Raw genomic sequence first — 21840 nt, 5'->3', positions numbered from 1 at the left:
GGCCCAATCGACCGCCGGTGGTGCCGACTTGAGGAAAACGTGAAATAAGGTCAGAAGACGGTGATCAAACGAGAACGGGCGCCAGCCCGATGAGGGATACCATGAAGAATTCAGCCATTTCCGAACGCAAGAACCAGTCGATCTCACGCGGCGTCGGCATGACCACGCAAATCTACGCCGACCGGGCTGAAAACTCGGAGATCTGGGATGTCGAGGGTCGCCGCTATATCGATTTCTCGTCGGGCATCGCCGTCGTCAACACCGGGCATCGTCACCCCAAGGTGATCGAGGCGGTCAAGGCACAGCTCGACCGCTTCACGCACACGTGCCATCAGGTCGTACCCTATGAGAGCTATGTGCGGCTGGCCGAACGGCTGAACGCCATGCTGCCCGGTAAGTTCGAGAAGAAGACGATCTTCGTCACCACCGGCGCCGAGGCGGTTGAGAACGCCATCAAGATCGCCCGCAATGCCACCGGGCGCCCGGCGGTCATCGCCTTCGCCGGCGGCTTCCACGGCCGCACCTTCATGGGCATGGCGCTGACCGGCAAGGTCGTCCCTTACAAGGTCGGCTTCGGCGCCATGCCGGGCGACGTCTATCACGCGCCGTTCCCGGTGCCGCTGCATGGTGTATCGGTTGCCGATTCGCTGGCCGCGCTCGACCGCCTGTTCAAGGCCGATGTCGATCCGGCCCGCGTTGCCGCCATCATCGTCGAGCCGGTGCAGGGCGAGGGCGGGTTCTATGAAGTGCCGCGCGATTTCATGGTGGCGCTGCGCAAGCTCTGCGACCAGCACGGCATGCTGTTGATCGCCGACGAGGTGCAGACCGGCTTTGCCCGCACCGGCAAGATGTTCGCGATGGATCATCACGACGTGGCGGCCGACATCACCACAATGGCCAAGAGCCTGGCCGGCGGTTTCCCGCTGGCCGCGGTCACCGGCCGCGCCGAAATCATGGATGCACCCGGCCCCGGCGGCCTCGGCGGCACCTATGGCGGCAGCCCGATCGGCGTCGCCGCGGCGCACGCCGTGCTCGATGTGATCGAAGAGGAAAAGCTCTGTGACCGGGCCAATGCGCTGGGCGGGCGACTGAAGCAGCGACTGCAGTCGATCCGCGACGAGGTGCCCGAAATCGTCGATATCAGAGGCCCGGGCTTCATGAACGCGGTCGAGTTCAACGACGTCAAGAAGGGCCTGCCGTCGGCCGAGATCGCCAACGCGATCAGGCTGAAGGCGCTCGACAAGGGCCTGATCCTGTTGGCATGCGGCGTCTACGGCAACGTCATCCGCTTCCTCGCCCCGATCACCATCCAGGATAGCGTCATGAACGAGGCGCTCGACATTCTGGAAAGCTCGATCCGAGAAGTCTGCGCCGCCTGAAGGGGCGGCGTGCCGGCCTGGAGGGGGCGGGATTATCCCGCCGCTCTGGCCGGCTCCTTCTCAAGGAAAGTGGCCAGCGCCGCTTTCAGGCCCTCGGGGCCGGCAGCGACGGTCTGTGGCGTCGGCGAGAAGCCGGCGCCGAGCATCTTGCGACCAAGCATGTGGTCGCCGGGGCGGTTGACCGATTCGATGCCGAGCAGCCGGTCGCCGGCATAGTGGTAGATCGAGAATTTGTTGTCGGGCAGGTCGCCCAGCACGACATGGCTGTCGCCGCCGGCGGTCAGGCCGACCATCTGCAGCTTCATGTCGCCAATGTCGGACCAGAACCACGGCACCGCCGAATAGGCGTCCGCGTGGCCGGTGATCGTGCGTGCGGCAAGCCGCGCCTGGTCGGTGGCGTTCTGCACCGATTCCAGGCGCACGTCGCCGCCGGTGAACCAGTGCCGGTAGGAGGCGGCATCGCCGATCGCCAGGATTTCCGGCGCCGAGGTCCGCATCTGGTGATCGACACGAATGCCGTTGGCTATGGCGAGGCCGGAGGCCTGCGCCAGTTCGACGTTCGGCACGGCGCCGATGCCGACAATGACCATGCGTGCGGGCAGCCTTTCACCTGACGAGGTGACTGCGGCCACGACATGGCCGTCTTCGCCTTCCAGCCTTGTAACGCTGGTGCCGGTGAGGATGCGCACGCCGATCGTTTCCAGCCTTAGCCGTACATGGCTCGCCACGACCGGCGCCACGGCGCGGCCGAGCAGCCGGTCGACCGCCTCGACCACCGTAACCGTGCGGCCGGCTGCCCTGAGCGTGGCGGCGATCTCCAGCCCGATGAAGCCGCCACCGAGGATGACGACCTCGTCGCTTCGCGCGCTGAGGTCGCGGATCAGCCGCGCATCGGCGAGCGAGCGCAACGACACCACGCCGGACAGATCGGAGCCGGGCAGCGGCAGGGTGCGCGGCCGCGAGCCAGTCGCCAGGATCAGGTGGTCGAAGGCAAGCGAGCCGCCGCCGGCAATGTCCAGGAGCCGTCCGCCGGCATCGATCCGGTCGACCTTGACGCCCGGCCGATAGTCGATCGCGCTGCCGCTGTAGAAGGCTTCGCCGCGCAAGGGCTGTGGTTTCGCGTCGGCATCCTTGATGAAGGTCTTGGACAGCGGCGGCTTGTGATAGGGCAGCTCGTTCTCGTCGCCGACGAGGATCACCGGCCCGTCATACCCTTCCTCGCGCAGGCTGGCGGCCGCTTGCACGCCCGCATGACCAGCACCGACAATGACCACACCGTTCTTCATCGCAGCCCAAATTCCTCGACAGATTCTAGGACTTCTCGCCAGACGGCATCTGCCTGACACCGTCGCGAAAGTATGCGTTCGGGTCGCACCCGGAATGGCGTCTGTCAATCATGTGGTCCCACGGCGCGCGTGACGCTGGAGGTGCGGTTAAAGTTGACAGTTGTAGTTTAGAATAATTCTAAACTGTTGTTTCAATTGAATTTTATCTCTTTCGCCAGTTGACTTCCAGCGGCGTCGACGCTTTATGGAAGGCTCGCGCATCAAGCGCATCCCTTTGATGTCTGGGCCTTGAACCCTTTCGATTGGAGGCATTTCGGTGTCTTTCTTACGCCAGCCGCGCCGTCGCGTGGTCCCTGTCCCCTCCGGTTGCATGCACATGCCCTGGCATGGGCCGTCCGTTGCCGCGCCATTGGCGCCGGCTTTTCACTGAATTTCGAGGAGATAGCTGTCATGAGAGCAATGATCACGGCACGGTATGGCGCCAGGCTTGCAGCGATCGGCGCCACGGCGCTGCTGACGGCGGCGGTGTTCGTGTTGCCGGCCAAGGCGGAAACCGACGTGAAGGCGGTCATCAAGACCTATGCCGATATCGGGCTCGCCAAATATGAGGACTCGCTGACCACGGCGCAGGCGCTCGACAAGGCGGTCGACGCGCTGCTCGCCAAGCCCTCGGTCGAAACGCTCAATGCGGCTCGCGAAGCCTGGAAGGCGGCCCGCGTTCCCTACCAGCAGACCGAAGTCTACCGGTTCGGCAACAAGATCGTCGACGACTGGGAGGGCGAGGTGAATTCCTGGCCGCTGGACGAAGGCCTGATCGACTATGTCGCCAAGAGCTACGGCACCGAGTCGGACGCGAATTCGCTCTATACGGCCAATGTGATCGCCAACAAGGAGATCGAGATCAACGGCAAGAAGGTCGACGCCTCGAACCTGACGCCGGAATTCCTGTCCGGCACGCTGCAGGAAGCCGGCGGCATCGAAGCCAACGTCGCCACCGGCTATCACGCCATCGAGTTCCTGCTCTGGGGCCAGGACCTGCACGGCACCGGTCCGGGCGCCGGTGAGCGCCCTTATACCGACTACGATCTCAAAAACTGCACCGGCGGCAATTGCGACCGCCGCGCCCAGTACCTGAAGTCGGCGAGTGACCTTCTGGTCTCCGACCTGCAGAAGATGGTCAACGACTGGAAGGAAGACGGCGCCGCGCGCAAGAACCTCGTCGATGGCGAACCGAACACCGCCATCTCGATCATCTTCACCGGCATGGGTTCGCTGTCCTATGGCGAACTGGCCGGCGAGCGCATGAAGCTTGGTCTGCTGCTGCATGATCCGGAAGAGGAGCATGACTGCTTTTCCGACAACACCTACAACTCGCATCTCTACGACGCCGTCGGTATTCGCGCCGCCTATCATGCCAGCTATGCCAGGCTCGACGGCAGCGTTGTTTCGGGTCCTTCGGTGTCGGATATGGTGAAAGCGGTCGATCCGGCGATCGACAAGGAGCTGTCGGACAAGCTCGATGTCAGCGTCGCCAGGATGGAGGCGATCAAGGCGCGGGCACTGGCCGGCGAGGCCTATGACCAGCAGATCGCCGAGGGCAATACGCAAGGCAACGCCACAGTGCAGGCAGCGATCGACGCACTGGTCGACCAGACCAAGTCGATCGAACGCGCTGTCGGCTCGCTGAAGCTCAACAACATTGCCTTCGAGGGCTCCGACAGTCTCGACGCGCCGGACAAGGTGTTCAAGTAAGAGCCGTCATGGCATGGCCCCGAACCGGAGGTCCGCGTAAGCGAAAAAGTGGAAGCCGGTTTTCGGAAAAGGTCGTGCCGACCAGGAAATACCAGCCAAACGGTGCCGGAGCGCCGTCAGCCAGAGCAACGTAATGCTGATCTGCCATTGCAACATCATCACCGAGAAGGAGATCGAGCAGACGATCGTCGGTCTGCTGGATCAGGACCCCTGGCAACTGATCGTGCCGGCGAAGGTCTATCACGCCATGCACAAGCGCGGTCGTTGTTGCGGCTGCTTTCCAAATGTGGTCGAAACGATCATTCGGGTCACCGAAAATTACCACGCCCGCTCGGAGGCGAGCGGCGTGGATGTCGTTTCACACCTGGATCGCGTCAGAGGCCTGCGCGTCCAATACGGGAGCAGAACCTATGAAAGGCGAAAAGCTGATCATCGAGCGGCTTAACGAGGCTCTGTTTCTGGAGCTCGGTGCCGTCAATCAATACTGGGTGCATTTCCGTCTGCTTGAAGACTGGGGATATGCCAAGCTGGCAAAAAAGGAACGCGCGGAATCGATCGAGGAGATGCACCATGCCGACCGGCTCGTGGCTCGCATCATCTTCCTCGAAGGCCACCCGAACCTGCAGTCCGTGGCGCCGCTGCGCATCGGGCAGAATGTGAAGGAAGTGCTCGAATCCGATCTCGCCGGCGAGTATGACGCGCGCACGGCATACAAGCGGTCGCGCGAGATCTGCGAGGAAGCGGGCGACTACGTGACGATGAAACTGTTCGAGGAATTGCTGGCTGACGAGGAGGGTCACATCGACTTCCTCGAGACGCAGCTCGACCTGCTTGCCTCGATCGGCGAGGAAAAATACGGCCAGCTCAACGCCGCATCGGCGGACGAGGCGGATTAAGGGCATGGAATGCGGCGCCTGCTAGAATTCGTGCGCCGCTTGCGGCGGGCCGAAGGCTCGCCGCTCCGTCAGAAAACACCAGCCAGGTTGGTCGGCAGGCGCTGCCTCATCTTCGTGGTGGCGTTCACCTCTTCCGCGATGGCCGGCGGCCCTCAGCCTCCCGGCCTCGCCACCACGCGCACCGACCTCGACGCGAAGGATCAGGCGCGCGTCACCGCCATCATCAGGCCGACCACGGATTTTTCCAAACCCGAACAGTTCGAACTGATGCAAGGCGGCGCTGGCACGTCCAGAAAGGACGTCAGCCGCGATTCCTTCTCGCAATCCTCGGCCAACATCGCCTTCGAGGAAGAGGGCACCTTCAAGCTCGGCAACGCCCTTTTCCGCAAGAACTGGGTGTCGTCACCATCCTCGACGCAGGCATCGGATGGCCTGGGTCCGCTGTTCAACGAACGCGCCTGCCAGAACTGCCATCTTAAGGATGGCCGCGGCCATCCGCCGGAAGGCGACGCCGGCACCACGTCGATGTTCCTGCGACTGGCGCGCGAGGCGGGCAGCGCGCAGGAGAAAGCCGCGCTAGCCGACCACAAGGTGCTCAATTTCCCCGACCCGGTCTATGGCACGCAGTTGCAGGAACTGGCCGTGCCTGGCCTGCGTGGCGAAGGCAGGATGCATGTCGACTACCGGGAACGGAAGGTGACGCTGGCGGGAGGCAGCGTGGTTTCGCTGCGCAAACCCACCTATTCGGTCGCCGACCCCGCCTACGGACCGCTTGATCCGCGCACCACGCTGTCGCCGCGCCTGACCCCACCGATGATTGGCCTTGGCCTGATCGAACAGATTGCGCCGGCGGACATCCTCGCCAACGCCGACCCGGACGACCGCAACGGTGACGGCATTTCCGGCAGGCCGAACATCGTGCGCGACGGCCAGGGCGGCGAGCCGACGCTTGGCCGTTTCGGCTGGAAGGCGCAAACCGCTTCGATCCGACAGCAGGCGGCGGATGCCTTTGCCGGCGATATCGGCATCTCGACGCCCGAAGTGCCGAAACATTGGGGCGATTGCACCGCCGCTGAGCCAGAATGTCTCGCCATGCCGAACGGCGCGCAGCAGCGCCTCGGCTCGGTCGAGGCGCCGCCGCCGGTGATGGATCTGGTCACCTTCTATTCGCGGAACCTGGCCGTGCCGGCACGCCGCGGCCTCGACAAGCTGGACGTGCTGGCCGGCAAGAGGGTCTTCTACGAGATCGGCTGCGTTGCCTGCCACACGCCGAAATTCGTCACCCGTCGCGACACGCCCAACAAGGCGCAGGCTTTCCAACTGATCTGGCCCTATTCCGACTTCCTGCTGCACGACATGGGACCTGATCTGGCCGATGGTCAGGCCGTGGGGGAGGCGACGGGCAATGAATGGCGCACGCCGCCGCTGTGGGGCGTCGGCCTCACTGAAACGGTCAACGGCAACTCTTTCTTTCTGCATGATGGCCGCGCGCGCACATTGGCCGAGGCGATCCTGTGGCATGGCGGCGAGGCGCAGAAGGCGCGTGACCGTTTTGCCGCCGCCAGTGCCACTGACCGCGATGCCCTGGTCAAATTCCTGGAGTCACTCTGATGCTGAAGCGTTCCGCACTGGTTCTCGTTCTGCCTCTGGCTCTGCTGGGCGTCTTCCCTGCGTCGGCGGCGGTGAAAGCCTCCGACATCATCCAGCGAGCGATCGATGGGTTTGTCCGCCCGGCCTATGCCAGCCTGCACGAGCATACTGAAACCTTGACCGGATCCGTGCGCAAGCTCTGCGCCACGCCCTCGCAAGGGGAGCTTGATGCGGCGCGTGCCGAATTTTCGGCCACGGTCGATGCCTGGTCGTCAGCCGAAATCATCGGCTTCGGGCCGATCAAGGAAAGCAACCGGCTGGAACGCATGTTGTTCTGGCCGGATCGCAAGGGCATCGGCCTGAAACAGGTGCAGGCTGCCTTGGCGGACAAGGACCCGACCGCCACCGATCCCGCCCAACTGGCTGGCAAGAGCGTTGCCATGCAAGGGTTGGGGGCGCTGGAATTCGTCCTTTATGGCGACGGCGCCGATGCGCTGACCGGCAAAGGCGGTTCCTATCGCTGCGCCTATGGCGCCGCGCTTGCCGGCAACATCGAAACCATGGCCGGCAACGTCAGCGATGCCTGGAACAAGCCGGACGGATTTGCCGCCCTTTGGGCCAATCCGGGGCCTCGGAACCCGCTTTACCGCGACGGCAACGAAGCGGTTACGGAACTGGTCGGCGTCTTCATCAATGAGCTGGAAATGGTTCGCGATGTCCGCCTGAAAGGCTTTTTCGGCGGCAAGCCGGATGCGGACAAGCCGAAACAGGCGATCTACTGGCGCTCGCAAAACACCACCAATTCACTGGCTGGAAACCTCGCCGGCATCGATACGCTGTTCCAGGCTTCGAGGCTTGGCGACGCATTGCCGCCCGATGCGCGCTGGATGGCGGAATCGATCCATATCCAGCTGGTCAACGGCGTTGCCACCGCCAAGGCCGTCAAAGGTCCGATCGACAAGGCACTTGCCGATCCGGTGCTGCGTGACAAACTCGACCATTTCGCGCTGATCACCTCCAGCCTGTCGACCCTGTTCGGCACCAGGCTGACCGCCGAATTCGGCCTGACCGCCGGCTTCTCGTCGCTGGATGGGGACTGAGCATGAACCCGGAAAGTGGAAGCCGGTTTTCGGAAAAGATCATGCTCAAGAAGAGAGACTGATCCTTGAAAACGCCACTCATAGATCGCCGTGATTTCCTCCGGGCCGCCGGGGCAGGCTTCGTGGCCGCGATGGCGCCGTCGGCATGGGCGAAGACGCTTGCCGCCGACGCCGTTTTCGCCACCGCCTTCGTCAAGCGCGATGGCAGTTACGGCGCCGCCGTACTGTCCGAGGCCGGCAAGGTCCTGCATGCGATCGATCTGCCCGATCGCGGCCACGACGTCACTTTCGATCCGGTGTCGAAGCGTTCGGTGGTCTTTGCTCGCCAGCCGGGCACCTTCGCGGTCGTCTTTGATCACAACGGACGCGACGCGCCGCTGACCATCGCCAGCATCACCGGCCGGCATTTCTTCGGCCATGGCGTGTTCTCGACCGACGGGGCGCTGCTTTACGCCACCGAGAATGACTTCGACAATGCCGCCGGCGTTGTCGGCGTCTATGATGCGCGGGCAAAATTCAAGCGTATCGGCGAGTTTCCGACCTATGGAATGGGCCCGCACGAGCTTCTGCTCATGGGGGACGGCAGGACGATTGCCGTCGCCAATGGCGGCATCGAGACCCATCCGGACTACGGCCGCGCCGAGCTCAACATCGCGACCATGAAGCCGTCCTATGTGCTCATCGACCGCGTCACCGGCGACCTCCTCGAAAAGCACGAACTGCCGACCGCACTTCACCAGCTGTCGATCCGCCACATGGACACCGACCAGACCGGCACCGTCTGGTTCGGTTGCCAGTACAGGGGACCGGGCACCGATCGTCCACTGCTGGTCGGCCGCGCCGCGCGCGGCAAGGATTTGCAGTTGCTCGACATGCCGCGGGACGTGCTGACCGGCTTCCGCAACTATATCGGCTCGGTCGCCGCCAATCCGGTTGCCGGCACCGTCGCCGTCTCGTCGCCGGAAGGCAATTCGCTTGTTGTGATCGATGCGGCGAGCGGCAAGGTCGTCTCGACCAACGCACTGGTCGAGGTCTGCGGCGTGGCGCCCGACGGAACCGGCTTCATGGCGACGACCGGCGCTGGCGAGATCGTCGAGGGCAGTGGTGCGACACGCTCCGAGCCAGACTATGTCTGGGACAACCATATGCTGCGTATCGAGCCAGTCGCGTAGATGCTCTACCGGCCGGGCCGAAGCGAAGCCGCTTAACAAATTATGCACTATCCCCTTGCAGTGGCGCGCCGTGGCGGGCACAGGGAAACTGTTTCTCGAACCGGTCGTTTCATGAAAGTGCTCGCCATCGACTGTGCCGCCAATCTCTGCGCCGCTTGCGTCTATGACGCGGAGGCGAAGCTGGAACTCGGCCGCTCGGTGCTCGACCTCGGCAAGGGCCACGCCGAGCACCTGATGGCGGTCATTGCCGAGGCGCTGAAGGCGAGCGCAACCAGCTATGCCGGTCTGGGCGCCATCGCCGTTTCTGTCGGCCCCGGTTCCTTCACCGGCCTGCGTGTCGGCGTCTCGACCGCGCGCGGTCTGGCGCTGGCGTTGAAGATTCCCGCGATCGGGGTAACAACGCTCGAGGCACTGGTGGCTGATGCAGCCGCGACATTTCCCGGTCGCGCCGTGCTGGCGGCGCTCGATGCCGGGCGCGAGGAAATCCATGCCGCCCTTTACGATGAAATGTCGGTTTTGACTTACGGTCCGGCGGTGACCACGCTGGCGGATGCCACCACCATGGCGACGGAAAGCTCGTCCGTGCTTGCCGGCACCGCCGCGGCGCAGATTGCCGCGTCGGCCGGGCGCGCCTTCGACATCGGCCCTCGGACGGCTACCGCCGACATTCTCACATACGCTCGGCTGGCTGCCGCCAAGGGGGAGGGCGAAAGGCCGAAACCGCTCTATCTACGCGGTGCGGACGCCAAGCCGCAGGCCGGGTTCATATTGTCGAGGCTCGGACCATGATCCCGATAAATGGAAGCCGGTTTTCGGAGAAGATCATGGTCAAACAAGAAAACGGAAGTTAATGCGCATACCTTTTCTCCAGCCGCGTCGCCGGGACTATGCGCTCGAGCCGCTGAAGATCGCCGACAGCCCGGCGGTCTCGCTGCTGCATCGCGAGGACTTTGTCCGCCCGTGGACCGATGGCGAATTCGCCGCCTTGCTCGAACAGGACACCGTGTTCGGCTATGCCGCGCGCGAAACCGGGCAAGGCTCCAAGCCGCCGGTCGGCTTCGTGCTGGCCAGGCTGGCCGCCGGCGAGGGCGAGATCCTGACCGTCGCGGTGGCGCGATCCCATCGCCGGCAGGGGCTTGGCTGGCAGTTGATGGATGCGGTGCTGCGCGAACTGCACGCGCAGCGTGCCGAAGCGCTGTTCCTCGAGGTCGACGAGACCAATGTCGCCGCGATCGCGCTGTATCGGCGGCTGGGCTTCCGCGAGGTCGGCAAGCGTCCGAATTATTACAAGTCCCCCGAGCGCGGCCCGACCGGTGCGCTTGTCATGCGCCGCGATCTTCGCTAGCCAGAGGCCGGGATAGGGCGATGATCAAGAAAATCAGGATTTTCCTGGCGCTGGGCCTCGTCGTTGCCGGTTCGCTGATCCTCGTGCCGTTGCAGATCCTGTCGATGAAGACCGGCTGGTGGCCGGAAACGTTCATCCTGAAGATCTGGCACAGGCTGATCATCAGGGCGCTCGGCATGCGCGTCCATGTCCACGGCGCGCTTTCGACCAAGCGCCCGTTGCTGGTGGCTGCCAATCACATCTCCTGGACCGACATCATGGTGCTCGGCTCCATGGTCGACGTGAAGTTCATCGCCAGGGCGGATATGGAAGGCTGGCCGCTGATCGGCATGCTGTCGAAGCTGCAGCGCACCGTCTTCATCGAGCGCGAGCGCAAGCGTTCGTCGGGCGACCAGGCAAGCGAAATCGCCAGCCGCATGGCCAAGGGCGACGCCATGGTGCTGTTCGCCGAAGGCTCGACAGGCGACGGCAACGTCGTCCTGCCGTTCAAGAGCACGCTGTTTGGCGCCGCCTCGATGGCGATTTCGGAGGGCGCGGCGGAGCAGGTGTTCATCCAGCCGGTGGCGATCGCCTACACGCGTCTGCATGGCGTGCCGCTCGGCCGCCGGCACCGGCCGCTTGCCGCCTGGATCGGCGATGAGGACCTAATGCCACATCTCAGGGTGCTGCTGGCGGAGGGCGCCCTCGATGTCGAGGTGCATTTCGGCGAGCCGATCGCCTTTTCCAAGGGCTCGAATCGCAAGGAAACATCGAAGCTGATGGAAAGCAGGGTGCGTGAGATGATGCAGGCGGCGCTTGCCGATCCGCGCCCCAGCCGTTAGCCGGGCTGCGCGTCCGCCGGCAAGCCTGACGGTGGCAGCGGAGAATCGTCTGTTTTTTGTCACGGAAAGGCGTTAGAAGCCGCCGGATGGACTTGAACACGATAGAGCGTGACGACATCGACACCACCGCCGAAGGGATGGCCGCGCCGGCTGGAGCGACCAGAAAGGTCTTCATCAAGACCTATGGCTGCCAGATGAACGTCTATGATTCGCAGCGCATGGCCGATGCGCTGGCCGCCGACGGCTATACCGCGACCGACACCATCGGCGAGGCGGACCTGGTGCTGCTCAACACCTGCCACATCAGGGAGAAAGCAGCCGAAAAGGTTTATTCCGAGCTTGGCCGTATCCGCGAGATGAAAGCAGAACGCGCCGGCACAGGCCGCGAAATGCTGGTCGGCGTCGCCGGATGCGTGGCGCAAGCCGAAGGGGCCGAGATCATCCGGCGTTCGCCGGCCGTCGATCTGGTCATCGGTCCGCAGACCTATCACCGGCTGCCCGACGTATTGGCGCGGGTGCGCGGCGGCGAAAAGATCGTCGAAACCGACTACGCCATCGAGGACAAGTTCGAGCACCTGCCGCAGCCGAAGCGCGCCGAGGTCATCAAGCGCGGCGTCACTGCATTTCTCACCGTGCAGGAAGGCTGCGACAAGTTCTGCACCTTCTGCGTCGTGCCTTACACCAGGGGCTCCGAAGTGTCGCGGCCGGTGGCGCAGATCGTCGCGGAGGCGCAGCGTCTGGCGGAAGCCGGCGTGCGCGAGGTGACGCTGCTCGGCCAGAACGTCAATGCCTGGCATGGACAGGGCGAAAATGGCGAGGAATGGGGCCTTGGCCGGCTGCTGTTCCGGCTCGCCGAAATCCCCGGGCTGGCGCGCTTGCGCTACACCACCAGCCACCCGCGCGACATGGATGATGAACTGATCGCCGCCCACCGCGATCTGCCGGCGTTGATGCCTTATTTGCACCTGCCGGTGCAATCGGGGTCCGACCGCATCCTCAAGGCGATGAATCGACGGCATACGGCGAAGGGCTATCTGGCGCTGCTCGACCGCATCCGTGCCGCCCGGCCGGATATCGCGCTTTCCGGCGACTTCATCGTCGGTTTCCCCGGCGAGACCGAAGCGGATTTCGAGGCGACCATGGAACTGGTGCGCCAGGTGAATTACGCCTCGGCCTTTTCGTTCAAATATTCGCCGCGCCCCGGCACGCCGGGTGCCGAGATGGCCGGCCATGTGCCGGAAATCGTCAAGGATGAGCGCCTGCAGCGGCTGCAGGCGCTGCTCGTGAAGCAGCAGCAGGACTTCGGCTTGAGCCTCGTCGGCAGCACCATCGACACGCTGATCGAGAAGCCCGGCCGCCAGGCCGGCCAGAAGGTTGGCCGCTCTCCCTGGCTGCAGCCGGTTATTGTTGATGAAAAGGCCGGCGAAATCGGTGACATTATCCAGGTGCGAATCACGAAGACGGGCTACAACAGCCTGTTCGCCGAATTGGCCTGAGGGTCTCGGCAGATGAGGAGAGACGGTTGAGCGCAGCAGAGCTGAAGAACCTGCCCCCGGTACCGGCATCTGGGGCTTCTGACATGGCGCACATCGTTCTGACTTTCGACAACAACAAGCTTGCCAGCGCCCTTTACGGTCAGTTCGACGAAAATCTCGCCAGGCTCGAGCAGAAGCTCGGCGTCGACATTCGCTCGCGCGGCAACCAGCTGACCATCAAGGGGTCCGCTTCAGCCGCCGAGCAGGCACGCCGCGCCCTGGATAATCTCTACGGCATCCTGCAGAAGGGCGTGGATATCGGTCAGTCCGACGTCGACGGCGCCGTGCGCATGGCGGTCGCCGCCGATGATCAGCTGACCCTGCCGACGCTCGAGCGCAAGGGCAAGGTCTCCGCCGCCCAGATCACCACCCGCAAGAAGACCATCTATGCCCGCTCGCTGAACCAGGACGCCTATATGCGGGCGCTGGAGCGGTCGGAACTGGTGTTCGGCATCGGTCCGGCAGGCACCGGCAAGACCTATCTGGCGGTGGCGCATGCGGCGATGCTGCTCGAGCGCGGCATGGTCGAACGCATCATTCTCTCGCGGCCGGCGGTCGAGGCCGGTGAGCGGCTTGGCTTCCTGCCGGGTGACATGAAGGAAAAGGTCGACCCCTACCTGCGTCCGCTCTATGATGCGCTCTACGACATGATGCCGGCCGACAAGGTCGAGCGGGCCATTGCCGCCGAGGTGATCGAGATCGCGCCGCTCGCCTTCATGCGCGGCCGCACGCTGGCGCATGCCGCGGTTATTCTCGACGAAGCGCAGAACACCACGCCGATGCAGATGAAGATGTTCCTGACGCGTCTGGGCGAGAACTCGCGCATGATCGTCACCGGCGATCCAACCCAGATCGACCTTCCTCCAAGCACCAAATCCGGCTTGGTCGAAGCCTTGCGTGTCCTCGACGGCGTGGCGGGCGCGGTGACCGTGCGCTTCAACGATGTCGATGTGGTTCGCCATCCGCTGGTGGCTGAAATCGTCAGGGCGTACGACCGGGATGCCAAGCTGGCGCGCGGCCTCGGCGCCGAGAATTGATTTTGACGATGCGGCGTCATGCCTGAGGACATAAAACCGGTCGGTGGGGAGATTTCGCTTCCCGTCGACATCGACTTGGCAGTCGAAGCGGGAAACTGGCCTGAAGAGGCCGGACTTTTGCGGCTGGTCGAACGGGCTGCCGGTGCCGCCTTCGCCGAAACCGGCGCGGCAGGACGCTCCGAACTCAGCGTCGTTTTTTCCGACGATGCCCATATACGCACGCTCAATGCCGGCTGGCGCGGCAAGGACAAGCCAACCAACGTCCTGTCTTTCCCGGCTTTTCCGTTTCCCAAGGGGGGCCCGCTGCCGCCGATGCTGGGCGATATCGTGCTGGCCGCTGAAACGGTCGCGCGCGAAGCGGCACTGGAAGAGAAGCCCTTGGAGAACCATATCTCCCATCTCGTCATCCATGGCCTGCTGCATCTCATGGGCTATGATCACGAGACCGACGCCGAGGCCGAGGAGATGGAGGCCATCGAACGCGCGGCGCTCGCAAGGCTTGCCATTCCCGATCCCTACGCGTAACTACAAAAGACCAATTGACCGGACGACGATGAACGACAAACCAGAGACTGCCGCCCGCCCCGACGCCGGCAGTGCTACCAAGGCTTCCGATACTTCGGAAGAGGGATCAAGTCCGAGTACCGTTACCGGCAGCGCTGCCAGCGAGTCTTCGCCTGCCGGTCCTTCCCTGTTCGAACGCGTTTTGGGCTTGTTCCGGCAACGCAATGGCACCAGCCTGCGTGAGGAAATCGCCGGCGCGCTTGCCGAAACGACGAGCGATACTGGCGCCTTTTCGCCCGGCGAACGCGCCATGCTCAACAACATCCTGCGGCTGCGCGAAGTGCGCGTCGAGGACGTCATGGTGCCGCGCGCCGACATCGAGGCGGTCGAGATCACGACGACGCTCGGCGATCTCCTGGACACTTTCGAGCAATCCGGCCATTCCCGCATGCCGGTCTATTCCGAGACCCTCGATGATCCGCGCGGCATGGTCCATATTCGCGACGTGCTGGCCCACATCACCAAGATCGCGCGGGTCAAGAAGGGCCGCACGAGCAGGAAAACCCCTGCCGCCACGGTTCTCGATCTCGCGCAGGTCGACCTTGCGCGCACCATTGGCGACCTCAACCTGATCCGCCCGGTGCTGTTCGTGCCGCCGTCGATGCTTGCCTCGGACCTGATGGGCCGCATGCAGACGACACGCACGCAGATGGCGCTGGTGATCGACGAATATGGGGGCACCGACGGCCTCGTCTCGCTGGAAGACATCGTCGAGATGGTCGTCGGCGACATCGAGGACGAGCATGACGACGACGAGCCGATGATCACCCAGAGCGGTGACGGCGTGTTCATCGTCGACGGCAAGGCCGAGATCGACGATGTCGCCAAGATGATCGGTGGGGATTTCGCCGCCGGCGAACACGGCGAATATGTCGACACCATCGGCGGCATGATCTTCAACACGCTTGGCCGCGTTCCGGCCCGGGGCGAGGTGGTGCAGGCCATTCCCGGCTTCGAGTTTCACGTGCTCGATGCAGATCCGCGCCGCGTCAAGCGCGTGCGCATCGTGCAGATCCAGAAGGCTGAACGCCGCCGGCGCGCCGCCGCCCGTGCCGAGCAGGCGTGAGCCTTTCGCTCGCCCGATGACGCTCGACGACCCGTTCAAGCACTCCAGCCTGGGCTCGGGTGTCTTCTACAAGGATCCTCGTGCCGCGCTGGACTGGCTTGAAGCGGCTTTCGGCTTCGTGCGCAGCATGGTGGTCAGCGATGCCGAGGGGAAGCTCGTCCATTCCGAGATGCGGTTCGGCGACAGCCACATCATCGTCGATTCCGAATGGGCCGACTACGTCGCCAGTCCGGCTTCGGTCGGCGGCAGGAACACCCAGTCCGTCTATGTGCGCCTGAAGGATGGGCTGGACGCCCATTGCGAACAAGCCAGGGTAAAGGGCGCGGAGATCCTCCAGGAGCCCGCCGATCAGTTCTATGGCGAACGTCAGTATCGGGCCCGTGATCCCGAGGGCCATGTCTGGACCTTCACGCAACCCATTCGCCTGGTTCCGCGCGAGGAGGCGGAGCGATTGGGCGATCTGCGCATCGATGGCTGGCATCGCTAGACGGCCGGCATCGCTGGACCCGGCCCGGGCGCGCTTCTCGCGGGATCACTGCCGTTTGGAGCGCGGACCGCAGCCTGTTAAATCTTGCTTCCTGATTCGCGCGACTCGGAAGTATGCATGGAGCGCCTTGCCGGCCGGATAATTCTGCTTTGGGGTTGGCGGCGCGCGCTCGTCGCGTTTCTCGCGGGGGCGCTGGCGGTGCTTGGCCAGGCACCTTACGATTTCTTCGCCGCCTGTTTCATCTCGTTTCCCTTGCTGGTCTGGCTGCTCGACGGCGCCACCGGCGAAGCCTCCGGCAGCTTGTTCCGGCGCCTGCGGCCGGCCCTTGCCGTCGGCTGGTGGTTCGGCTTCGGCTATTTCCTTGCCGGCCTGTGGTGGATCGGCTCGGCGCTGCTGGTCGAGGCCGACAGCTTTGCCTGGGCGCTCCCCTTCGCGGTGGTCGGCATTCCCTTCGCGCTCGCCTTTTTTTATGGCTTTGCGGCAATGGTGGCGCGGCTTTTGTGGAGCAGCGACATAGGCCGTATCGCCGCTCTTGCCTTCGGCTTCGGGCTGGCGGAGTGGCTGCGCGGTTTCCTGTTCACCGGTTTTCCCTGGAATGCGATCGGCTACGCCGCAATGCCCGTTCCCTTGCTGATGCAGAGCGTCTCGGTCACCGGCATGATCGGCATGAACGTGCTCGCCGTGTTCCTGTTCGCGCTGCCGGCGCTGCTGGTGGCACGCCGGCATCTTCGCCTCGGCGCGGTGCTGTTTGTCATCCTCGCCGCTGCCCATGCCGGCTTCGGCTATGTCAGGCTTACCGCTCCTGAAAAGCCGGCGGCGCGCAGCCTGGATGTCCGTATCGTCCAGCCGGCCGTGGACCTGTCGGAAAAGTGGGACGCCTCGGTTCGCGACCGCATCTTCGCGGTCCTGATGGGCCTGTCGGCCAAGGCACCGGACCCCGGTCATGCAAAGCCGCAACTGATCCTGTGGCCGGAAACCTCGGTGCCGTTCCTGTTCACCGAGCGGCCAGACGCATTGACGGCGCTGGGCGACATGCTGGGCGATGGCCAGACGCTGATAGCCGGCGTCGTGCGCGAGGAAGGCGGCTCGGCCGCCAACGCCGACAGCCGCTACTACAACTCCGTGGTTGCGATCGACGACAAGGGTGAAATCACTGATGCCGTGGACAAGGTTCATCTGGTGCCGTTCGGCGAATATCTGCCTTTTGCCGATCTGCTCGAGCGTTTCGGCATCGAGCAGCTGGTTGCCGGGCCGATGACGTTTACCGCCGGCAACGAGCGGCACGCCCTCACACTGCCGGGCGGCATCCGCGCGCTGCCATTTATTTGTTATGAGGTGATTTTTCCCGATCTGGTGGCAGTTGACGCAACGTCAGCGCAGCTTATTGTGAACGTCACAAATGATGCTTGGTTCGGCGATACGCCTGGTCCGTACCAGCATTTCAGGCAGGCTCAAATTCGCGCGGTGGAGAATGGATTGCCATTGTTGCGTGCTGCCAACAACGGCATCTCGGCCGTTGTCGATCCACGCGGACGCATCGTCGATGCGCTGGCGATCGATGCGCGCGGAGCCATCGATGCACATGTGCCGATTTCCGAACAGAGGATCGTATCCTCCGGCCAGCGGTGGATTAACGGAATGCTGATCATGTTGCTGTTTGCCGTTGCGGCGGCGCTGTTGAACGTAAGGCAGAGGCTACGGGTGAATTGACAGCCCGCACATTAGAAACTCATACTGTAACGCCTGAAATTTCTCGAAGTCGGTTGATCGTTCTGTTGGGGCAGTTGCCTCCGGCTCCATTTGGGCAGGAAAAAATAGAGAAAGCCGAAAAAATTCGGCGAGGAAAAAATGGCAGAAGACAACAAGAAAAAACCGAATCCGATCGATATCCATGTTGGGAGCCGCATTCGGCTTCGCCGCAATATGCTGGGAATGAGCCAGGAGAAACTGGGCGAGAATCTCGGCATCACATTTCAACAAATTCAGAAATATGAAAAGGGCACCAATCGCGTCGGCGCCAGCCGCCTGCAGGCGATCGCTTCCATACTCGGCGTGCCTGTTGCCTTCTTTTTCGAGGATGCGCCCGGCCAAGAGGCCGTCGCCGGCCGTGGCTTTGCCGAAGATGCGTCGATGGCTTTCGCCGTCGAATTCTGCGGCAGTCCCGAAGGTCTTCAGCTCAACCGGGCCTTTGTCAAGATCGCCGACGCCAAGGTGCGCCGCAGGATCATAGATCTGGTCAAGTCCCTCTCGGCCGACGATCCCGACTGATCCGCAATCCCGTTGCACCGGCGGTAACTTGCCGCCGGTGGCACAAGATAACTGCATTGACATTCATGCCAGGACGGCGGCACCGCTTGACGAGCGACGCTCCGCCCCGCTAACAGGTGGCGCGCCAAAATCGGCAGCCTGCCGATCGTTTTTCAAGAGGGGACACCCGTGACGCGGCAGAATTACTTCTTTACCTCGGAATCCGTTTCCGAGGGCCACCCCGACAAGGTCTGTGACCGGATCTCCGACGAGATCGTCGATCTGGTCTATCGCGAAGCCAAGAAGACCGGCATGGATCCGTGGAAAGTCCGCGTCGCCTGCGAGACGCTGGCAACCACCAACCGCGTCGTCATCGCCGGTGAGGTGCGCGTCCCCGAGACGCTGCTGAAGAAGGACAAGGAAGGCAACATCCTGAAGGATGCCGCCGGTCACCCGATCGTCAACCCGGCCAAGTTCAAGTCGGTCGCCCGCAAGGCGATCCGTGAGATCGGCTACGAGCAGGCCGGCTTCCACTGGAAGACGGCCAAGATCGAGGTCCTGCTGCACGGCCAGTCGCCCGATATCGGTCAGGGCGTCGACAACGCTTCCGACCGTCAGGGCGAGGAAGGTGCCGGCGACCAGGGCATCATGTTCGGCTATGCCTGCCGCGAGACGCCGGACCTGATGCCGGCGCCGATCTACTACAGCCACAAGATCCTCGAATTGCTGGCCGCCGCCCGCCACGAAGGCAGCGGCGAGGCCGGCAAGCTCGGGCCGGACGCCAAGAGCCAGGTCACCGTTCGCTATGTCGACGGCAAGGCGGCGGAAGCGACGCAGATCGTGCTCTCCACCCAGCACCTCGATGCAAGCTGGGACTCCAAGAAGGTTCGCCAGGTTGTCGAACCCTATATCCGCGAGGCACTGGGCGACCTCAAGATCGCCGACAATTGCATGTGGTACATCAACCCGACCGGCAAGTTCGTCATTGGCGGGCCGGACGGCGATGCCGGGCTGACCGGCCGCAAGATCATCGTCGACACCTATGGTGGCGCGGCACCCCATGGCGGCGGCGCCTTCTCCGGCAAGGACACCACCAAGGTCGACCGTTCCGCGGCCTATGCGGCCCGCTATCTGGCCAAGAATGTCGTCGCGGCGAAACTCGCCGACCGCTGCACCATCCAGCTTTCCTACGCCATTGGCGTCGCCCAGCCGCTGTCGGTCTATGTCGACCTGCACGGCACCGGCAAGGTCGACGAGGCCAAGCTCGAGGAAGCGCTGCGCACCGTCATGGATCTCTCGCCGTCCGGCATCCGTCGCCATCTGGATCTCAACAAGCCGATCTATGCCAAGACGTCGTCCTACGGCCATTTCGGCCGCAAGGCCGGCCGGGATGGGTCTTTCTCCTGGGAGAAGACCGATCTCGCCAAGGCACTCAAGGACGCGGTTGCCGCCTGATAGCGGCGCCAAGGCCTCGCTATGGAACCGAAGGACAGACCACGTCGCGCGACCGAAGCATTTTTCGGTCGCCGGCGCGGCAAGACCATGCGTCCGCAGCAGGCGGCCGCGCTGGAAAGCGGCTTCGGCAGATACCGGCTCGATCTGACGGCTGAACCGCCGGCTGATCCGCGCTCTCTGTTTGAGGCGGATGTTTCGGCCGTTCGCCTCGAAATTGGCTTTGGCGGCGGCGAACATCTGCTGCATCGCGCCACCGAGGCGCCGACGATCGGCTTTATCGGCGTCGAACCCTTCGTCAACGGCATGGCCAAGATGATGATGGCGGTCAAGGAAAAGCCACTCGCCAATCTTCGGGTTTATGACGACGACGCCACCCGGCTGCTCGACTGGTTGCCGCAAGCTTCGCTCGACGGCATCGACCTTCTCTATCCGGATCCCTGGCCGAAGAAGAAGCACTGGAAGCGCCGTTTCGTCAGCCCCGTCAATCTCGACCGTTTCGCGCGCGTCCTGAAGCCGGGTTCAAAATTCCGCTTCGCCTCCGACATCGACACCTATGTAAACTGGACTTTGCTGCATTGCCGGGCGCATGGCGGGTTCGCCTGGCAGGCTTCGGAGGCGGCGGACTGGCATCGTCCCTATGACGGCTGGCCCGGCACACGCTACGAGGCGAAGGCCATTCGTGAGGGCCGGCGGCCGGCCTATCTTACTTTCGTGCGAGGCTGATCCCGGTTCGCCGTTGAAAAGGTGACGCGCACGCGCAGACCGCAATCGTCCTTGCCCGCCGACAGATCGAGCCGGCCGCCGAACAGCGCCCCGATCTCCTCTACGATCGGCAGGCCCAGCCCAGCGCCCGGCTTGCCGCCGGCATCGCCGCGCACGAAGCGCTGGCGTACGCTGTCCAGTTTGTCCGCCGCGATACCGGGTCCGGTGTCTTCCACTTCCAGAACGACATCAGCGCCGCTACCGAAAACCTTGACGGTCGCCTCCGCCCCGCTGCCGGCATAGGCAAGCACATTTTCGATCAGATTGCGGATCATCTCGCTCAACAGCATCGGCTCGCCGCGGACAAACAGCGACCGCTCGCCCTCGAAGCCGAGGTCGATGCCGACACTGCGGGCGTGGGCGACAAAGTCGGCGGTCAGCGTCTGCGCAAGTTCGGTCAGATTGATAGCGCCAAGGCTCTTCAGCCGATCGGACAGCGCTTCGTCGACCTTGGCAAGCAACAGGAGCTGGGCGATGACCCGCTCGGCATGGGCGATCGCCTCGTCACCGATCGCGGCGGCATGGCGTGCCTCTTCAAGCGAATGAGCGCGCGCCGAAAGCGCCAGCTGTGTGCGGATGATGGCCAGCGGCGTGCGCAGCTGATGGCTGGCATTGCCCGTGAAATGCCGCATCGCGCCGAGCGCCGAACCAAGTCTTCCCATGAACGAGTTGACGGTGTCGACCAGCCCGCGCACCTCCTTTGGCACCGACTGTTCGATCGGGTGCAAATCGTCGGGGTTGCGCTCGGCGATGGCATCCCGCAGCCGATAGAGCGGCCTCAGCGAAAAGGTGACGGCGAGCCACACGATCGCCGCTGCACCGCCGATCAGGATGGCCAGGCGCAATGCGGAGCGCAACAGGATGGTGCGGGCCAGTTGCGAGCGGGCAATGGTCGTTTCGGCGACGGTAACGACAAAGGGCACGGAACTCGCCCCCGTCGAAGCGGCGCGGGACAGCGATGTCAGTCGGATAGGCTCGCCGCGAAAACTGCCATCGGCATAGCCGCTTTCCTCCCGCGCAAGCCCCTTGATCACCGGCAACGTCTGATAGCCGGTTATGAAGACGCCACCGGGGCCGTCGACGCGGTAGAAGACGCGGTCTTGCGCCGCCGACGTCAGCATCTCGAGCGCCACGTAGGGAACGTCGACCTCCAGCATGCCGTTCTCGGCCACCACGATGCGCTCGGCAATGGCCAGCGCCGAGCCGGCCAGCACGCGGTCTGATACGGCGTTTGCCGTGTTCACGGCCTCGCGATAAGTGTCGGCGAGCGCAATCAGGCCCATGATGACCAGCGGCACCAGCAGCCAGACCAGCAGCCGCCCTCGCAGCGAATATGGCATTGTCCG

21 protein-coding genes are annotated in these 21840 nt (G+C 63.8%); 19 read left to right on the top strand and 2 right to left on the bottom strand.

Features of this window, described 5'->3' with window-relative positions; translation table 11 throughout:
* The first annotated feature begins 101 nt into the window (after positions 1-101).
* On the top strand, positions 102-1379 hold the full coding sequence (locus tag AC56QQ_RS33745) for a 4-aminobutyrate--2-oxoglutarate transaminase (protein WP_497124879.1): 1278 nt from the start codon (positions 102-104) through the stop codon (positions 1377-1379).
* 32 nt (positions 1380-1411) lie between these two features.
* Here AC56QQ_RS33745 and AC56QQ_RS33740 read toward each other — a convergent pair whose 3' ends face one another.
* On the bottom strand, positions 1412-2665 hold the full coding sequence (locus AC56QQ_RS33740) for an NAD(P)/FAD-dependent oxidoreductase (protein ID WP_497124878.1): 1254 nt from the start codon (positions 2663-2665) through the stop codon (positions 1412-1414).
* A 459-nt stretch (positions 2666-3124) separates the two neighbouring features.
* Between AC56QQ_RS33740 and AC56QQ_RS33735 the strand changes: the two genes are divergently transcribed.
* From AC56QQ_RS33735 to trmB, 18 genes are all read left to right on the top strand, one after another.
* Positions 3125-4417 carry an imelysin family protein gene (locus AC56QQ_RS33735; RefSeq protein ID WP_497129220.1) on the top strand — a complete coding sequence of 431 codons (1293 nt, stop codon included), beginning with the start codon at positions 3125-3127 and terminating at the stop codon, positions 4415-4417.
* A gap of 133 nt (positions 4418-4550) precedes the next feature.
* Positions 4551-4862: a (2Fe-2S)-binding protein gene (locus AC56QQ_RS33730; protein WP_497124877.1), complete on the top strand. Its 312-nt coding sequence runs from the start codon at positions 4551-4553 to the stop codon at positions 4860-4862.
* Positions 4828-5313: a bacterioferritin gene (gene bfr / locus AC56QQ_RS33725; protein ID WP_489859267.1), complete on the top strand. Its 486-nt coding sequence runs from the start codon at positions 4828-4830 to the stop codon at positions 5311-5313. Before AC56QQ_RS33730 ends, bfr begins: the two co-directional genes overlap by 35 nt.
* 9 nt (positions 5314-5322) lie before the next feature.
* Positions 5323-6924, top strand: a complete 1602-nt coding sequence (locus tag AC56QQ_RS33720; RefSeq protein ID WP_497124876.1) for a di-heme oxidoreductase family protein — start codon at positions 5323-5325, stop codon at positions 6922-6924.
* On the top strand, positions 6924-8003 hold the full coding sequence (locus AC56QQ_RS33715) for an imelysin family protein (RefSeq protein ID WP_497124875.1): 1080 nt from the start codon (positions 6924-6926) through the stop codon (positions 8001-8003). The genes AC56QQ_RS33720 and AC56QQ_RS33715 overlap by 1 nt, the downstream gene beginning before the upstream one ends.
* Before the next feature lie 65 nt (positions 8004-8068).
* Positions 8069-9175, top strand: coding sequence for a DUF1513 domain-containing protein (locus AC56QQ_RS33710; protein ID WP_497124874.1), 1107 nt, complete (start codon positions 8069-8071; stop codon positions 9173-9175).
* A gap of 111 nt (positions 9176-9286) precedes the next feature.
* Positions 9287-9964 carry a tRNA (adenosine(37)-N6)-threonylcarbamoyltransferase complex dimerization subunit type 1 TsaB gene (tsaB, locus tag AC56QQ_RS33705; RefSeq protein ID WP_497124872.1) on the top strand — a complete coding sequence of 226 codons (678 nt, stop codon included), beginning with the start codon at positions 9287-9289 and terminating at the stop codon, positions 9962-9964.
* 61 nt (positions 9965-10025) lie between these two features.
* The gene (gene rimI, locus AC56QQ_RS33700) at positions 10026-10520 is read left to right on the top strand and encodes a ribosomal protein S18-alanine N-acetyltransferase (RefSeq protein ID WP_091579544.1); all 495 of its coding nucleotides are present in this window, start codon (positions 10026-10028) and stop codon (positions 10518-10520) included.
* A 20-nt stretch (positions 10521-10540) separates the two neighbouring features.
* A complete protein-coding gene (gene olsA / locus AC56QQ_RS33695) occupies positions 10541-11341 on the top strand; it encodes a lyso-ornithine lipid O-acyltransferase (protein WP_489859272.1) in 801 nt (266 codons plus the stop codon).
* A 137-nt stretch (positions 11342-11478) separates the two neighbouring features.
* Positions 11479-12837, top strand: a complete 1359-nt coding sequence (gene miaB / locus AC56QQ_RS33690) for a tRNA (N6-isopentenyl adenosine(37)-C2)-methylthiotransferase MiaB (RefSeq protein WP_497129218.1) — start codon at positions 11479-11481, stop codon at positions 12835-12837.
* A gap of 83 nt (positions 12838-12920) precedes the next feature.
* Complete coding sequence (locus AC56QQ_RS33685) at positions 12921-13913, top strand: PhoH family protein (protein WP_256749320.1); 993 nt, start codon at positions 12921-12923, stop codon at positions 13911-13913.
* Positions 13914-13931: 18 nt separating this feature from the next.
* Positions 13932-14438 (top strand): rRNA maturation RNase YbeY, encoded by a 507-nt coding sequence (gene ybeY, locus AC56QQ_RS33680; RefSeq protein WP_489859274.1) that lies wholly within the window; start codon positions 13932-13934, stop codon positions 14436-14438.
* A gap of 28 nt (positions 14439-14466) precedes the next feature.
* Positions 14467-15543: a hemolysin family protein gene (locus AC56QQ_RS33675; protein ID WP_497124871.1), complete on the top strand. Its 1077-nt coding sequence runs from the start codon at positions 14467-14469 to the stop codon at positions 15541-15543.
* Between the two features lie 16 nt (positions 15544-15559).
* Positions 15560-16030 carry a VOC family protein gene (locus AC56QQ_RS33670; RefSeq protein ID WP_497124870.1) on the top strand — a complete coding sequence of 157 codons (471 nt, stop codon included), beginning with the start codon at positions 15560-15562 and terminating at the stop codon, positions 16028-16030.
* A 117-nt stretch (positions 16031-16147) separates the two neighbouring features.
* On the top strand, positions 16148-17740 hold the full coding sequence (lnt, locus tag AC56QQ_RS33665) for an apolipoprotein N-acyltransferase (RefSeq protein WP_497124869.1): 1593 nt from the start codon (positions 16148-16150) through the stop codon (positions 17738-17740).
* A gap of 138 nt (positions 17741-17878) precedes the next feature.
* The gene (locus tag AC56QQ_RS33660) at positions 17879-18298 is read left to right on the top strand and encodes a helix-turn-helix domain-containing protein (RefSeq protein ID WP_091579562.1); all 420 of its coding nucleotides are present in this window, start codon (positions 17879-17881) and stop codon (positions 18296-18298) included.
* 168 nt (positions 18299-18466) lie between these two features.
* Positions 18467-19732, top strand: a complete 1266-nt coding sequence (gene metK, locus AC56QQ_RS33655; protein WP_269906113.1) for a methionine adenosyltransferase — start codon at positions 18467-18469, stop codon at positions 19730-19732.
* A 21-nt stretch (positions 19733-19753) separates the two neighbouring features.
* On the top strand, positions 19754-20455 hold the full coding sequence (gene trmB / locus AC56QQ_RS33650; protein ID WP_497124868.1) for a tRNA (guanine(46)-N(7))-methyltransferase TrmB: 702 nt from the start codon (positions 19754-19756) through the stop codon (positions 20453-20455).
* Here trmB and AC56QQ_RS33645 read toward each other — a convergent pair.
* Positions 20431-21834: a sensor histidine kinase gene (locus tag AC56QQ_RS33645; RefSeq protein ID WP_497124867.1), complete on the bottom strand. Its 1404-nt coding sequence runs from the start codon at positions 21832-21834 to the stop codon at positions 20431-20433. The two genes, trmB and AC56QQ_RS33645, sit on opposite strands and share 25 nt — an antisense overlap.
* Positions 21835-21840: the final 6 nt, after the last annotated feature.

This window comes from Mesorhizobium sp. RCAM 05099 (assembly GCF_059683685.1).
The sequence above is the reverse complement of the archived record's forward strand: the minus strand, read 5'-3'. Positions and strand labels throughout refer to the sequence as shown.